This is a genomic window from Roseibium sp., from assembly GCF_051016195.1.
Taxonomy (GTDB): domain Bacteria; phylum Pseudomonadota; class Alphaproteobacteria; order Rhizobiales; family Stappiaceae; genus Roseibium.
The window spans coordinates 4,337,148-4,351,612 of sequence record NZ_CP134616.1; the positions used below are offsets into that span (position 1 = coordinate 4,337,148).

Genomic DNA, 14,465 nt, shown 5'->3' on the forward strand with positions numbered 1-14,465 from the left:
CCAAGGCGCTGGAGGGCGTCCCGCCTCGAGCCTGTATCGACCGAACCGAGTATTGGACAGAGAGCGACGCCGATGGCGAAGGAAAAATTTGAGCGCAACAAGCCGCACGTTAACATTGGCACGATTGGCCACGTTGACCATGGCAAGACGACGCTGACCGCTGCAATTACGATGACGCTTGCCGAGGCCGGCGGCGCAGAAGCAAAAGCCTACGACGAGATTGACGGTGCGCCTGAAGAAAAGGCACGCGGCATCACCATCTCCACGGCGCACGTTGAGTACGAGACGGAGAACCGTCACTACGCTCACGTTGACTGCCCTGGCCACGCCGACTACGTGAAGAACATGATCACGGGTGCGGCTCAGATGGACGGCGCGATCCTGGTCGTGTCTTCGGCTGACGGCCCGATGCCTCAGACCCGCGAGCACATCCTGCTTGCGCGTCAGGTTGGCGTTCCGGCGCTGGTTGTCTTCATGAACAAGGTTGACCAGGTCGACGACGAAGAGCTTCTTGAGCTCGTCGAAATGGAGATCCGTGAGCTTCTGTCTTCGTACGAGTTCCCGGGCGATGACATTCCGATCGTGAAGGGTTCGGCTCTTGCAGCTGTTGAGAACCGCGACGCTGAAATCGGCCGTGACGCGATCCGTGAGCTGATGGGTCAGGTTGACGAATACATCCCGACGCCCGAGCGTCCGAAGGATCAGCCGTTCCTGATGCCGATCGAAGACGTTTTCTCGATCTCCGGCCGTGGTACGGTTGTGACGGGTCGTGTTGAGCGCGGTATTGTCAAGGTGGGTGAAGAAGTCGAGATCGTCGGCATCAAGGACACCACGAAGACGACGGTTACGGGTGTTGAAATGTTCCGCAAGCTGCTGGACAGCGGCGAAGCAGGCGACAACATCGGTGCTCTGATCCGCGGCGTTGGCCGTGAGGAAGTTGAGCGCGGCCAGGTTCTTTGCAAGCCGGGTTCTGTTACCCCGCACACGAAGTTCAAGGCGGAAGCCTACATCCTGACGAAGGAAGAAGGTGGCCGTCATACGCCGTTCTTCACCAACTACCGTCCTCAGTTCTACTTCCGTACGACGGACGTGACGGGTGTTGTCTCCCTGCCGGAAGGCACGGAAATGGTGATGCCTGGCGACAACGTGTCGGTTGACGTTGAGCTGATCGTGCCGATCGCCATGGAAGAAGGCCTGCGCTTCGCGATCCGCGAAGGTGGCCGCACCGTCGGCGCCGGCGTCGTCGCATCCATCATCGAATAAGATGAATTCGGGTTGCCGGGTCTTGTGCCCGGCGACTCCTCTTCTTAAGTCTTGCTACGCGCGGCTTGAGAAGGTATCAGGAGCGGGATCGCAAGGCGGTCGCCTATAGGGGTATAGCTCAGTTGGTAGAGCGACGGTCTCCAAAACCGTAGGTCGCGGGTTCGAACCCTGCTGCCCCTGCCAGATTGCTCTTGATTTAATTGCCTCGAGGGCTTAAAGAGTTTCCTCGAGTGAGGCGCGCGGAGTTTTCCGCGCGCCCACTCGTATTTAACGGACCGGAACCGGAATGGCGAAGACCAATCCCTTTAAATTCATCCAGGAAGTGCGCTCCGAAACGTCCAAGGTGACGTGGCCGACGCGCAAGGAAACCGCCGTGACCACCGCCATGGTGTTCGTGATGGTGATGATCGCGTCGATCTTCTTTCTGATCGCCGATCAGCTGATGAGTTGGGGCATAGGTTTGCTTTTGGGTGTCGGCGGCTGAGTAAGACCGACCGTCCGGTTTGCAGACAAGAACAAGAAACGGAACGAAGATCCATGGCCAAGCGCTGGTACATTGTGCACGCCTATTCCAATTTTGAGAAGAAGGTCGCCGATTCCATCCGCGAGAAGGCTGAGCAGAAAGGGCTTACCGATCTGTTTGAGGAAATCCTCGTTCCGATGGAAAAGGTCGTTGAAGTGCGCCGTGGCCGCAAGGTCGATACCGAACGCAAGTTCTTTCCGGGCTATGTCCTGGTGAAGATGGACATGACCAATGAGGCATTTCACCTCATCAAGGATACGCCGAAAGTGACGGGGTTCCTGGGCGCGGACCAGAAGCCGATGCCGATCCCGGAAAAAGAAGCCCTGCGCATCATGAATCAGGTGCAGGAAGGCGTTGACCGGCCGAAGCCGTCGATCACCTTCGAGGTTGGCGAGCAGGTGCGCGTGTCCGATGGTCCGTTTGCCTCGTTTTCCGGCCTTGTCGAGGAAGTCGACGACGAGCGCGCGCGTCTCAAGGTGGCGGTGTCCATCTTCGGCCGTGCGACGCCGGTTGAATTGGAATTCGGTCAAGTCGACAAGCTTTGACCGTTGCCGTCCGAAGGGGCGGTTCGAGTGCCCGGTCTCAGGCCCATGCCTGAGCATCGGGAAAATCGGTGGAAGGTCCTGACATTCATCGCCGGATGTCGGCAAAGGGCCGGACCACCAGCTCCCAGCCAGCTGGATCGCCGTTCAGCTGCGTATGATTGGAGACAGGTATGGCGAAGAAAATTGAAGGTTTCCTGAAGCTTCAGGTGCCCGCAGGTTCCGCGACCCCGTCGCCGCCCATCGGGCCGGCACTTGGTCAGCGTGGTCTGAACATCATGGAATTCTGCAAGGCATTCAATGCGCAGACCCAGGACGTTGAAAAGGGCGCACCGTGCCCGACCGTGATTACATATTACTCCGACAAGTCCTTCACATTCGAAGTGAAGACGGCGCCGGTGTCCTTCTTCCTGAAAAAGGCTGCAAAGCTGCAGAAGGGTTCGCAGACCCCTGGCCGTGGAACGGTTGGATCGGTCACGCGGGACCAGGTGAAGGAAATCGCTGAAGCCAAGATGAAGGACCTGAACGCCAACGACGTCGATGCAGCGATGCTGATGGTCGAAGGCTCTGCCCGTTCCATGGGCCTCGAGGTGAAGGGGTAAGATCATGGCGAAGGTTGGAAAACGTACTGCCGCTGCCCGTGAAGGCATCGACCGCAACAAGCTGTACTCTCTTGACGAGGCGATCGGTCTGGTAAAGGGCCGCGCCAAGACCAAGTTCGACGAGACTGTTGAAGTTGCGATCAATCTCGGTGTTGACCCGCGTCACGCAGACCAGATGGTCCGTGGTGTCTGCGTTCTGCCAAACGGAACCGGCAAGAACGTTCGCGTTGCCGTGTTCGCACGTGGCGACAAGGCGGATGAGGCCAAGGCAGCCGGTGCCGATATCGTTGGCGCCGAAGAACTGGTCCAGGAAGTGCAGGGCGGCAAGATCGACTTCGATCGCTGCATTGCAACTCCCGACATGATGCCGCTGGTCGGCCGTCTCGGCAAGGTGCTCGGCCCGCGCGGCCTGATGCCGAACCCGAAGGTCGGAACGGTTACCCCGGACGTGACCGCTGCGGTCAACGACGCCAAGGGTGGTGCTGTTCAGTTCCGCGTTGAAAAGGCGGGTATCGTTCATGCCGGCGTCGGCAAGGTGTCCTTCTCCGAAGAGGCCATCCTGCAGAACGTCAAGGCGCTCGTCGATGCGGTCCAGAAGGCAAAGCCGTCCGGTGCCAAAGGCTCCTACCTGAAGCGCATCGCGGTGTCGTCCACGATGGGCCCGGGGGTGAAGATCGACCTCGCCAGCGTCGCCGGCGAGTGATCCGGGCAACCGGATCGAATTGAGATTTCGGCCCTGTGGCCGAATAGACCCGGCGGTTTCCGCCGGGTTGCCCTGTCCGAGACTGCAGGTGCCGGGAAACCGGCTTAAGCAATATGGCCTGCATAGATGGGTGAGAACCGAATTTCCGCGTCAAGCGGACAACCAGGTTCGAACCAGACCTTGCCGCGCGTTCCGCGTGAAGGTGAGGGGACAGGACCCTGAGCGCCGCCTTAAACGCGGTTCCGGGTTCGGAACCGAAGCGGGTGGCAAAGGTAAACCGATGGTGGCAACGCCATCAAATGGAGAAGGCAAGTGGAAAGAGCGGAAAAGCACGAGTTCGTGACGTCTCTCAACGAAGAGCTGGGCAATACCGGCGTCGTTGTCGTCGCGCACTATGCAGGTCTTTCGGTTGCCCAGATGACTGCATTGCGGGCATCTGTGCGTGAAGCCGGCGGCTCTGTAAAAGTCGCAAAAAACCGCCTTGTGAAACTCGCCCTTAAAGGCACCGACCTTGAGCATATCTCCGACCTGTTTCAGGGCCCTACCGTTCTCGTCTACTCAGACGATCCGGTAGCAGCACCAAAAGCAGCTGTCGATTTCGCCAAGGCCAACGAAAAGTTGGAAATCCTTGGCGGTGCTCTTGGAACGACCAATCTGAACCCGGAAGGCGTCAAGTCTCTGGCAACCATGCCGTCGCTCGATGAGCTGCGTGCGAAACTGGTTGGCATGATCCAGACCCCGGCTTCCCGGATTGCTCAGGTTGTCAACGCACCGGCCGGGCAGCTCGCCCGCGTCTTCAATGCGTATGCCACGAAGGACGAGGCCGCGTAAGGCGTCCAAACACACTGTCTAACGTAACCGAACTGGTTCGAACTTAAGGTACTGAATAAAATGGCTGATCTTGAAAAGCTCGTTGAAGAACTGTCCTCGCTGACCGTCATGGAAGCTGCTGAACTCAGCAAGCTCCTCGAAGAGAAGTGGGGCGTTTCCGCCGCTGCTCCGGTTGCAGTTGCTGCTGCTGGTGGTGCTGCCGGCGGCGAAGCTGCTGCTGCTGAAGAGAAAACCGAATTTGACGTTGTTCTGTCTGCCGCCGGCGACAAGAAAATCAACGTCATCAAGGAAGTCCGTGCAATCACCGGTCTTGGCCTGAAGGAAGCTAAGGAACTCGTTGAGTCCGCTCCGAAAGCCGTCAAGGAAGGCGTTGCCAAGGACGAAGCTGAAGAACTGAAGAAGAAGCTGGAAGAAGCTGGCGCTTCTGTCGAGCTGAAGTAACAAAGGCGTTTGCCTTTTCGCGGTCCCGGGCAACCGGGACCGTTTGTTGCCCCGGCGGGTCCGACCCGTTTCCGGGGCAAACGCACCACTGGGGTATGTCGCGTTTGTCTGCTGTGCCGCGCATGTCCCGGGCCCCATAACCCGGTCAGCTTTTCTTCCAGGTGGAAGCTGATTGAATTTGGGGGACGGTTTTCCGAAGCGCCCGGGCGGGCAGCCCGATTGGAAAAGGGGCGTTTCGGGAAGCCGTTACCCGGCCGATACGAGGAGCGACAATGACCCAAACGTTCAACGGTCGCAAAAAGGTCCGTAAATACTTCGGATCGATCCGCGATGTCGCGGCAATGCCCAATCTCATCGAGGTGCAGAAAGCATCCTACGACCAGTTTCTCCAGGTCGACGAGATGCCGGGCGGCGGCCGCAAAATTGAAGGCCTAGAAGCGGTCTTCCAGTCCGTGTTCCCCATCTCCGATTTCGCAGGGACATCCCTGCTGGAATTTGTCTCTTACGAATTTGAAGCTCCCAAATACGATGTCGACGAGTGCCGCCAGCGCGACATGACGTTCGCAGCGCCGCTCAAAGTCACCTTGCGGCTGATCGTGTTTGATGTCGACGAAGATACCGGTGCCAAGTCGGTCAAGGACATCAAGGAGCAGGATGTCTACATGGGTGACATGCCGTTCATGACAGACAACGGCACCTTTATCGTCAACGGTACCGAGCGCGTCATCGTCTCCCAGATGCACCGCTCGCCGGGCGTGTTCTTTGACCATGACAAGGGCAAAACCCATTCCTCGGGCAAGCTGCTGTTTGCCGCGCGTGTCATTCCCTATCGTGGCTCCTGGCTCGATATCGAATTCGACGCCAAGGATATCGTGCATGCGCGCATCGACCGTCGGCGCAAGATCCCTGTGACGTCTCTGCTGATGGCGCTCGGCCTGGACGGCGAGGAAATCCTCAACACGTTCTACAACCGGATCGATTATACGCGTCAGAAAGACGGGTCCTGGCGCATGCCGTTTGACGGTGAGCGTCTCAAGGGAACCAAGGCGTCCTACGACCTGATCGATGCCGACAGCGGTGAAGTTGTCGTGGAAGGTGGCCGCAAGATCACCGCGCGTACGATCCGTCAGCTCGGTGAAAAGGGCATCACGGCACTCAAGATCACCGATGAGGATCTTCACGGCCAGTACCTTGCCGAAGACATCGTCGACGGGAAAAACGGCGAAATCTTTGCAGAAGCCGGAGACGAAATCACCGGCAAGCTGCTCGAAGAGCTCGTGGAGCGCGGCTATCACGAACTGCCGATGCTTGACATCGACCATGTCAACACCGGTCCCTACATCCGCAACACGCTTTCTGTCGACAAGAACGAGTCCCGCGAGGACGCGCTTTTCGATATCTACCGCGTGATGCGTCCAGGTGAACCGCCCACGATCGACACCGCGGAAGCGATGTTCGGGTCGCTGTTCTTCGACGACGAGCGCTACGACCTTTCCGCCGTTGGCCGCGTGAAGATGAACATGCGCCTTGACCTGCAGTGCGAGGACACCGTCCGGACCCTGCGCAAGGAAGACATCCTGGAAGTCATCCGCGTCCTTCTTGAGCTGCGCGACGGCAAGGGCGAAATCGACGACATCGACAATCTCGGCAACCGCCGTGTGCGGTCCGTCGGCGAATTGATGGAAAACCAGTACCGCGTCGGCCTCCTGCGCATGGAACGCGCGATCAAGGAACGGATGAGTTCCGTCGAGATCGACACGGTCATGCCGCAGGACCTGATCAACGCGAAGCCAGCGGCCGCTGCGGTTCGCGAATTCTTCGGTTCTTCGCAGCTGTCGCAGTTCATGGACCAGACCAACCCGCTTTCCGAAGTCACGCACAAGCGCCGTCTTTCGGCTCTTGGCCCGGGTGGTCTGACCCGCGAGCGCGCCGGCTTCGAGGTGCGCGACGTGCACCCGACGCATTACGGCCGTATCTGCCCGATCGAAACGCCGGAAGGTCCGAACATCGGTCTGATCAACTCGCTTGCCACGTTCGCGCGTGTCAACAAGTACGGCTTCATCGAAAGCCCTTACCGGAAGGTCAATGACGGCGTTGTCAGCAACGAGGTCGTCTACCTGTCGGCGATGGAAGAAGCCAAGCACTACGTCGCGCAGTCCAACGCCGAGTATGACGCAGATGGCCGGTTCACCACCGAACTGATCACTTGCCGCCACGCAGGCGAAAACATGATGGTTCCGTCCGACAAGGTCGACCTCATGGACGTTTCGCCGAAGCAGCTCGTGTCTGTCGCCGCAGCGCTCATTCCGTTCCTGGAAAACGATGACGCCAACCGTGCGCTCATGGGTTCGAACATGCAGCGTCAGGCCGTGCCTCTGGTGCGCGCCGAAGCGCCGTTCGTCGGAACCGGCATGGAGCCGATCGTTGCGCGTGATTCCGGCGCCGCCATCGGTGCGCGGCGCGCAGGCGTCGTCGATCAGGTCGACGCAACGCGTATCGTCATCCGCGCAACGGAAGATCTTGATCCGAGCAAGTCCGGCGTTGATATCTACCGCCTGCAGAAGTTTCAGCGTTCCAACCAGAACACCTGCATCAACCAGCGTCCGCTGGTGCGTGTCGGTGACCGGGTCCACAAGGGCGACATCATCGCAGACGGTCCGTCCACGGATCTCGGCGATCTGGCGCTCGGCCGGAACGTGCTCGTCGCGTTCATGCCCTGGAACGGCTACAACTTCGAGGATTCCATCCTGCTTTCCGAGCGGATCGTGTCCGATGACGTCTTTACGTCGATCCACCTTGAGGAATTCGAGGTGATGGCGCGTGATACCAAGCTCGGCCCGGAAGAAATCACCCGCGACATTCCGAACGTTTCAGAAGAAGCGCTGAAGAATCTCGACGAGGCCGGCATCGTCTATATTGGTGCCGAACTCAACCCGGGCGATATCCTGGTCGGCAAGATCACGCCGAAGGGCGAGAGCCCGATGACGCCTGAAGAAAAGCTTCTGCGCGCCATCTTCGGCGAGAAAGCGTCCGACGTCCGCGACACGTCCCTGCGCCTGCCGCCGGGTGTCAGCGGTACCGTTGTCGAGGTTCGCGTCTTCAATCGCCACGGCGTTGAGAAAGACGAGCGTGCGATGGCCATCGAGCGCGAGGAAATTGAACGTCTCGCGAAAGACCGCGACGACGAACAGGCGATCCTCGACCGGAATGTCTATGGCCGTCTGGCCGAGATGCTGATGGACAAGACCGCCGTTGCAGGCCCGAAAGGGTTCAGCAAGGAGGGTGTCCTGACCGGCGACGTTCTGAATGACTTCCCGCGGTCCCAGTGGTGGCAGTTCGCGACCGAGGACGAGAAGTTCATGTCTGAGATCGAGGCTCTGCGCGGTCAGTATGACGACAGCCGGAAGCGTCTCGAGCAGCGTTTCATCGACAAGGTCGAGAAACTGCAGCGCGGCGATGAACTTCCCCCGGGCGTCATGAAGATGGTCAAGGTCTTCGTTGCCGTGAAGCGCAAGCTTCAGCCGGGCGACAAGATGGCCGGCCGTCACGGCAACAAGGGCGTCGTGTCCAAGATCAACCCGTGCGAAGACATGCCGTTCCTGGAAGACGGGACCCATGTCGACATCGTGCTCAACCCGCTCGGCGTGCCGTCGCGCATGAACGTTGGCCAGATCCTGGAAACCCACCTTGGCTGGGCTTGCCGGGGCATGGGCAACCGGATCGGTGAGATGTACGAAGAGTACAAGCGTTCGGGTCAGATCGAGGAGCTTCGCGGCAAGATCGTGGAGATCTACGGCGACAACATGAAGGGCGACGACGTCAAGTCCTATGACGACGATGGTATCGTCCGGCTCGCTGACCAGCTGAAGAAGGGCGTTTCGATTGCAACGCCGGTCTTTGACGGTGCGCGTGAACCGGATGTTGTCGAGGCCCTGAATATCGCCGGCTACGATCCGAGCGGCCAGTCGGTGCTTTATGACGGCCGGACCGGTGAGGAGTTCGATCGCAAGGTCACGGTGGGCTACATCTACATGCTGAAGCTGCACCACCTTGTCGACGACAAGATCCATGCCCGTTCGATCGGCCCGTACTCGCTCGTCACGCAGCAGCCGCTGGGTGGCAAGGCGCAGTTCGGTGGCCAGCGCTTCGGGGAAATGGAGGTCTGGGCGCTGGAAGCCTATGGTGCCGCCTACACGCTGCAGGAAATGCTGACTGTGAAGTCGGACGACGTTGCCGGCCGTACGAAGGTCTACGAGGCCATTGTCCGCGGAGACGACACGTTCGAGGCGGGTATCCCGGAAAGCTTCAACGTGCTTGTGAAGGAAATGCGGTCCCTGGGTCTCAACGTTGAACTTCAGCGTACCGATGTGCCCGCGATTGCCGAGGAAGAGACTGCGGACGCAGCAGAGTAACCCCGGCAACGGACCACAAATGACTTGGCATGCCGGTTACGGGGACGGTGAACAAAACCCGATCCCCGGCCGCGCATCGAAGGAGATGGATCATGAATCATGAGGTCATGAACCTGTTTAACCAGCAGGCTCCCACACAGACCTTCGACAATATCCGGATTTCGCTTGCGAGCCCGGAAAAGATCTTGTCCTGGTCTTTCGGCGAGATCAAAAAGCCGGAAACCATCAACTACCGCACGTTCAAGCCTGAACGCGACGGTTTGTTCTGCGCGCGTATCTTCGGCCCGATCAAGGACTATGAATGTCTTTGCGGCAAGTACAAGCGCATGAAATACAAAGGCGTTATCTGCGAGAAGTGCGGCGTTGAAGTCACGCTTTCGCGCGTTCGCCGCGAACGCATGGGCCATATCGAGCTGGCTGCTCCGGTTGCCCATATCTGGTTCCTGAAGTCGCTGCCGAGCCGGATCGGCCTTTTGCTCGACATGACGCTGAAGGATCTGGAACGTGTTCTGTACTTCGAGAACTACGTTGTTCTCGAGCCGGGCCTGACCCCGCTCAAGCAGCATCAGCTCCTCTCCGAGGAAGACTATGTTGCCGCGCAGGACGAATATGGCGAAGACGCGTTCACCGCTATGATCGGCGCCGAGGCGATCCGCGAGATCCTGATGAGCATGGATCTTGAGCGGGAAAGCGAAAAGCTGCGCCAGGAAATTGCCGAAGCGACGACGGAGCTGAAGCCGAAGAAACTGGCAAAGCGCCTGAAGGTCATCGAAGCGTTCATGGAGTCGGGCAACCGTCCGGAATGGATGATCATGACGGTCGTTCCGGTTATCCCGCCGGATCTGCGCCCGCTGGTCCCGCTTGATGGCGGCCGGTTCGCGACCTCGGATCTGAACGATCTTTACCGCCGCGTGATCAACCGGAACAACCGTCTGCGCCGTCTGATGGAACTGCGTGCTCCGGACATCATCATCCGGAACGAGAAGCGCATGCTTCAGGAATCCGTCGATGCGCTGTTCGACAACGGCCGCCGCGGCCGCGTCATCACGGGTGCCAACAAGCGTCCGCTGAAGTCACTGTCCGACATGCTGAAAGGCAAGCAGGGCCGCTTCCGTCAGAACCTTCTCGGCAAGCGCGTCGACTATTCCGGCCGTTCGGTCATCACCGTGGGTCCGGAACTGAAGCTGCACCAGTGCGGCCTGCCGAAGAAAATGGCGCTTGAGCTGTTCAAGCCCTTCATCTATTCGCGGCTTGACGCGAAGGGCTTCTCGTCGACTGTCAAGCAGGCGAAGAAGCTGGTGGAAAAGGAGCGTCCGGAAGTCTGGGATATCCTTGACGAAGTGATCCGCGAGCACCCGGTTCTCCTGAACCGTGCACCGACGCTTCACCGTCTCGGCATCCAGGCGTTCGAGCCGACCCTGATCGAAGGCAAGGCCATTCAGCTGCACCCGCTCGTCTGTTCGGCGTTCAACGCCGACTTCGATGGTGACCAGATGGCTGTTCACGTTCCGCTGTCGCTGGAAGCCCAGCTGGAAGCGCGGACGCTGATGATGTCCACGAACAACATCCTGCACCCGGCCAACGGTGGCCCGATCATTGTTCCGTCTCAGGATATCGTTCTCGGTCTCTACTACCTGTCGATCCTTGCGGAAGGTGAGCCGGGCGAGGGCATGGCATTCGGCGATATCGGCGAAATCCATCACGCCCTGGCCAACAAGGTCATCACGCTGCACACCAAGATCAAGGGCCGCTACAAGTCCGTTGATGCAGAGGGCAACCCGACGTCCGAAATCATTGAGACGACGCCGGGCCGCATGCTGGTCGCCGAGTTGCTGCCGAAGCATTTCGAGGTGCCGTTCGAGGTCTGCAACAAGCTGATGACCAAGAAGGAAATCTCCAAGATGATCGACACGGTCTACCGTGCCTGCGGTCAGAAGGAGACGGTCATCTTCTGTGACCGGATCATGGAACTCGGCTTCAAGAATGCCTGTAACGCAGGTATCTCGTTCGGCATGGACGACATGGTCATCCCGGACACCAAGCAGAACCTGGTTGCCGAAACCGCGTCGCTCGCGACCGAATACGAGCAGCAGTACAATGACGGTCTGATCACCCAGGGCGAGAAGTACAACAAGGTTGTCGACGCCTGGGCGAAATGCACGGACAAGATCGCCGACGAAATGATGGCCCGCATCAAGGCGGTCCAGATCGACGACGAGACCGGACGTCAGAAACCGATGAACTCGGTCTACATGATGTCTCACTCCGGTGCCCGTGGCTCGCCCCAGCAGATGAAACAGCTGGCGGGTATGCGTGGTCTGATGGCCAAGCCGGACGGGTCCATCATCGAGAACCCGATCATTTCGAACTTCAAGGAAGGCCTGTCGGTTCTGGAGTACTTCAACTCCACGCACGGTGCCCGTAAGGGTCTGGCGGATACCGCCCTGAAGACTGCGAACTCCGGTTACCTCACGCGCCGTCTGGTGGACGTTGCGCAGGACAGCATCATCCTGGAGCAGGATTGCGGATCCGAGCGCGGCATCACCGTTGCGCCGATCGTTGATGCCGGTAACGTCATTGCCTCCCTCGGCATGCGCGTTCTCGGACGGACAACAGCCGAAGACGTCGTCAACAACCAGACCGGCGAGGTTCTTGTCCCAAGAGGCAGGCTCATCGACGAGAAGGATGTCGAGGCGATCGAGGCCGCCAAGGTACAGCAGATCAAGATCCGTTCGGTTCTGACCTGTGAAACCGAAACCGGTGTGTGCGCGACCTGCTACGGCCGTGACCTGGCACGCGGTACTCCGGTCAACCTCGGTGAAGCCGTCGGTGTCATCGCGGCGCAGTCGATCGGTGAACCGGGCACCCAGCTGACGATGCGGACGTTCCACATCGGCGGCACGGCGCAGGTTGTCGACAGCTCGTTCATCGAGTCCAACGTCGACGGCACCGTGAAGATCCGGAACCGCTCCGTTCAGCGCGATTCCGAAGGCAATCTCGTCGCCATGGTCCGCAACATGTCCATCGTCGTCATCGACAGCGATGGCAACGAGCGTGCCGTGCACCGTGTTGCCTACGGCTCCAAGCTGCATGTGGACGAGGGCGATGCGGTCAAGCGCGGTCAGCGGATCGCGGAGTGGGATCCCTATACCCGTCCGATGCTTGCGGAAGTTGACGGCACCGTTGACTTCGAGGATCTGGTCGACGGCGCGTCGGTTCAGGAAACCGCCGACGAGGCGACCGGGATCACCAAGCGTATCGTTATCGACTGGCGTTCGTCGCAGCGTGGAGCGGATCTCAAGCCGGCGATCGTCATCAAGGACGACAAGGGTACAATTTCCAAGAACGCCCGCGGTTCCGATGCCCGCCTGATGCTTTCGGTGGACGCCGTTCTTTCGGTTCAGCCCGGATCAACGGTCAAGGCTGGTGACGTTCTGGCGCGTATTCCTCTGGAAAGCGCCAAGACCAAGGACATCACCGGTGGTCTGCCGCGTGTTGCCGAACTGTTCGAGGCACGCCGTCCGAAGGATCACGCGATCATCGCGGAAATCGATGGAACGATCCGGTTCGGCCGTGACTACAAGAACAAGCGCCGCATCATCATTGATCCGGCAGAGGAGGGGGTCGACCCCGTCGAGTACCTCATCCCAAAGGGCAAGCACTTCCATCTCCAGGAAGGCGACGCCATTGAAAAGGGTGAGTACATTCTCGACGGCAACCCGGCACCGCACGACATTCTGGCAGTCAAGGGCGTGGAGGCACTCGCAGCCTATCTCGTCAACGAGATCCAGGAGGTCTACCGTCTGCAGGGCGTGACCATCAACGACAAGCACATCGAGGTGATTGTCCGCCAGATGCTTCAGAAAGTCGAAATCACCGATCCGGGCGACACCGAGTTCTTCTCGGGCGAGCAGATCGACAAGATCGACTTCGAAGAGGCAAACGAAAAGGCCATCGACAATGCGAGGGATCCGGCCAAGGGCGTACCTGTCCTGCTCGGCATCACCAAGGCCTCGCTGCAGACGCGGTCCTTCTTCTCGGCGGCTTCCTTCCAGGAAACCACCCGGGTGCTTACCGATGCCGCAGTCAACGGCAAGACCGACCCGCTGGTCGGCCTCAAGGAAAACGTCATTGTCGGCCGCCTGATCCCGGCCGGTACCGGCGGCGTGATGAAGCGCATCCGCCAGATTGCATCGCATCGCGACGACCTGATCCAGGAAGCGCAGCGTCAGCAGTCTTCGGAAAGTGCGGCGGAAGGCCTGCTGGAAGACATGACCGGCGCAGCGGAATAAATCTTGCGCCCGCTGAAATCCGAAAGGCCGCCTCCGGGCGGCCTTTCCTGTTTGATGCAGAGTGAAAGAGACCTGAAATGAATGACAATGAAGTCGAGATGGAACCTGTGGTGTACATCGTCATCGGCCGTGTCTGGCAAAATGAAGAGGCACTTCCGGAGGATGCGATCACGATCCATGCCCTGCTGACGGCGCCTGACGACGACGATGCAGTGCGCAAGACGCTCGAAGCGTTGCAGGGGCAGGGGTATGCCGAAGCCGAGCTGGACCAGATCGGTGTCATGGACGGGGAACCTGATGATCCGGTCCACGAAGGTGCTTACCAGGATGCGCTTGCCGGCAATGTCGCTATCGTGACGTTCACTGCGTGAGCATTACCGCATCGAGACATTTACCGGCTTGGAACCCAGGCGATACTGCATGGCGGGTATGCGGTCGCGGGCGAAACAGCCCAGGTTCCGCTGCACCTGCGCATACATGATTGAAAAATCGGTGAATCAGGTGTGCCGATTCTCGAGCCGGGACGTTTTTTGGCGCAAACCGATGGGCCTGCGGCACTTGGAATTGCCGAACTTCCAACGGGGAAAACCGGCGTGCGCAATAAAATTACCCAAATCGTGATATTTACAGTGTCGGAAAATCAATAGAGCACTGTTTTCATATCGAAAATTCGTGTTTCTCGGTGCAGGTGATACCGCTTGCGGTTTTTTCGATAAAGCACTTGACGCAAAGGGTGCATATGAGTAGGTTCCGCGCATCCCAAGGGCAGGCGGTAAGAGTGAACCGTCCAGCGCTGATCAAAGGCGCAGGACCCAATCCTCTTAAACGCTGCCGGGTTACATAGGCGAATACGCGT

The 14,465-nt window shown here is 59.1% G+C and carries 10 protein-coding genes and 1 tRNA gene; all 11 read left to right on the plus strand.

From position 1 onward, the window contains the following. Positions 1-72 precede the first annotated feature (72 nt). The 11 genes from tuf (at position 73) to RDA78_RS19860 (ending at position 13,980) form a co-directional block, all read left to right on the plus strand. Positions 73-1,263 carry an elongation factor Tu gene (gene tuf / locus RDA78_RS19810; protein WP_434051532.1) on the plus strand — a complete coding sequence of 397 codons (1,191 nt, stop codon included), beginning with the start codon at positions 73-75 and terminating at the stop codon, positions 1,261-1,263. Positions 1,264-1,370: 107 nt separating this feature from the next. Further along, a tRNA-Trp gene (locus tag RDA78_RS19815) sits at positions 1,371-1,446 on the plus strand. Positions 1,447-1,549: 103 nt separating this feature from the next. Next, positions 1,550-1,747, plus strand: a complete 198-nt coding sequence (gene secE, locus RDA78_RS19820; RefSeq protein ID WP_434051533.1) for a preprotein translocase subunit SecE — start codon at positions 1,550-1,552, stop codon at positions 1,745-1,747. A gap of 53 nt (positions 1,748-1,800) precedes the next feature. Continuing rightward, positions 1,801-2,331, plus strand: coding sequence for a transcription termination/antitermination protein NusG (gene nusG / locus RDA78_RS19825; protein WP_434051534.1), 531 nt, complete (start codon positions 1,801-1,803; stop codon positions 2,329-2,331). A 170-nt stretch (positions 2,332-2,501) separates the two neighbouring features. Continuing rightward, positions 2,502-2,930, plus strand: a complete 429-nt coding sequence (rplK, locus tag RDA78_RS19830) for a 50S ribosomal protein L11 (RefSeq protein WP_094071112.1) — start codon at positions 2,502-2,504, stop codon at positions 2,928-2,930. Between the two features lie 4 nt (positions 2,931-2,934). Continuing rightward, a complete protein-coding gene (gene rplA / locus RDA78_RS19835) occupies positions 2,935-3,633 on the plus strand; it encodes a 50S ribosomal protein L1 (RefSeq protein WP_434051535.1) in 699 nt (232 codons plus the stop codon). Positions 3,634-3,945: 312 nt separating this feature from the next. After that, complete coding sequence (rplJ, locus tag RDA78_RS19840; protein ID WP_306146311.1) at positions 3,946-4,464, plus strand: 50S ribosomal protein L10; 519 nt, start codon at positions 3,946-3,948, stop codon at positions 4,462-4,464. Positions 4,465-4,524: 60 nt separating this feature from the next. Continuing rightward, on the plus strand, positions 4,525-4,905 hold the full coding sequence (gene rplL, locus RDA78_RS19845; protein ID WP_305989743.1) for a 50S ribosomal protein L7/L12: 381 nt from the start codon (positions 4,525-4,527) through the stop codon (positions 4,903-4,905). 272 nt (positions 4,906-5,177) lie between these two features. After that, positions 5,178-9,317 carry a DNA-directed RNA polymerase subunit beta gene (rpoB, locus tag RDA78_RS19850; RefSeq protein ID WP_434051536.1) on the plus strand — a complete coding sequence of 1,380 codons (4,140 nt, stop codon included), beginning with the start codon at positions 5,178-5,180 and terminating at the stop codon, positions 9,315-9,317. Between the two features lie 92 nt (positions 9,318-9,409). Continuing rightward, entirely contained in the window at positions 9,410-13,609 is a 4,200-nt protein-coding gene (gene rpoC, locus RDA78_RS19855; protein WP_434051537.1) for a DNA-directed RNA polymerase subunit beta', read from the plus strand. Between the two features lie 77 nt (positions 13,610-13,686). Beyond that, positions 13,687-13,980 (plus strand): regulator, encoded by a 294-nt coding sequence (locus tag RDA78_RS19860; protein WP_434051538.1) that lies wholly within the window; start codon positions 13,687-13,689, stop codon positions 13,978-13,980. The last annotated feature ends 485 nt before the right edge of the window (positions 13,981-14,465 follow it).

What these genes read in the sequence shown, in the direction of transcription:
- secE (WP_434051533.1), top strand. Translation starts at nt 1,550, where the DNA reads ATGGCGAAGACCAATCCCTTTAAATTCATCCAGGAAGTGCGCTCCGAA.
- RDA78_RS19860 (WP_434051538.1), top strand. Translation starts at nt 13,687, where the DNA reads ATGAATGACAATGAAGTCGAGATGGAACCTGTGGTGTACATCGTCATC.
- nusG (WP_434051534.1), top strand. Translation starts at nt 1,801, where the DNA reads ATGGCCAAGCGCTGGTACATTGTGCACGCCTATTCCAATTTTGAGAAG.
- rplA (WP_434051535.1), top strand. Translation starts at nt 2,935, where the DNA reads ATGGCGAAGGTTGGAAAACGTACTGCCGCTGCCCGTGAAGGCATCGAC.
- rpoC (WP_434051537.1), top strand. Translation starts at nt 9,410, where the DNA reads ATGAATCATGAGGTCATGAACCTGTTTAACCAGCAGGCTCCCACACAG.
- rplK (WP_094071112.1), top strand. Translation starts at nt 2,502, where the DNA reads ATGGCGAAGAAAATTGAAGGTTTCCTGAAGCTTCAGGTGCCCGCAGGT.
- tuf (WP_434051532.1), top strand. Translation starts at nt 73, where the DNA reads ATGGCGAAGGAAAAATTTGAGCGCAACAAGCCGCACGTTAACATTGGC.
- rplL (WP_305989743.1), top strand. Translation starts at nt 4,525, where the DNA reads ATGGCTGATCTTGAAAAGCTCGTTGAAGAACTGTCCTCGCTGACCGTC.
- rpoB (WP_434051536.1), top strand. Translation starts at nt 5,178, where the DNA reads ATGACCCAAACGTTCAACGGTCGCAAAAAGGTCCGTAAATACTTCGGA.